Annotated in this window: 1 pseudogene; it reads left to right on the plus strand. The window is 29.5% G+C overall.

What is annotated here, in order from left to right:
- Positions 1-52: 52 nt before the first annotated feature.
- A pseudogene (locus KA856_RS13105) lies at positions 53-420 on the plus strand (hypothetical protein); the annotation flags it as partial.

Genomic DNA, 420 nt, shown 5'->3' on the forward strand with positions numbered 1-420 from the left:
TTTAGTGCAATAAAGCGAATAATAAATCAAAAACGAAAGAAGGCATTTAATTATGGTAAAAACAGTACAAGACAATACAATCAATATCTTTGATAATCAAATCTATGATAAGGGTGTTAAGGCAAAAGAGGTTAAACAGAAGTACCATCAGCTAACAAATCGTATTAAACAGATTAATAGTAAAATTACACATTATCAATATAATGATGAATTTACAGAAGCAACAAAATTAAAAAGTCTACAATCAGATTTAGAACAAGAATTAATCGAAGTCGACGAACAACTTAACTCATCAGATTATAAAGTAACTGAAGAAGAATTTGACCAGTTCTACAAGGCATACAACAAAGAAATGACAGGATTTAAGGATGAACATCAAAAACTAGCGAAAGAGATGCAGGATAAACTGCAAGATGTTGT

It is taken from the genome of Staphylococcus sp. GDB9P120P (assembly GCF_017893435.1).
Taxonomy (GTDB): Bacteria; Bacillota; Bacilli; order Staphylococcales; family Staphylococcaceae; genus Staphylococcus; species Staphylococcus cohnii.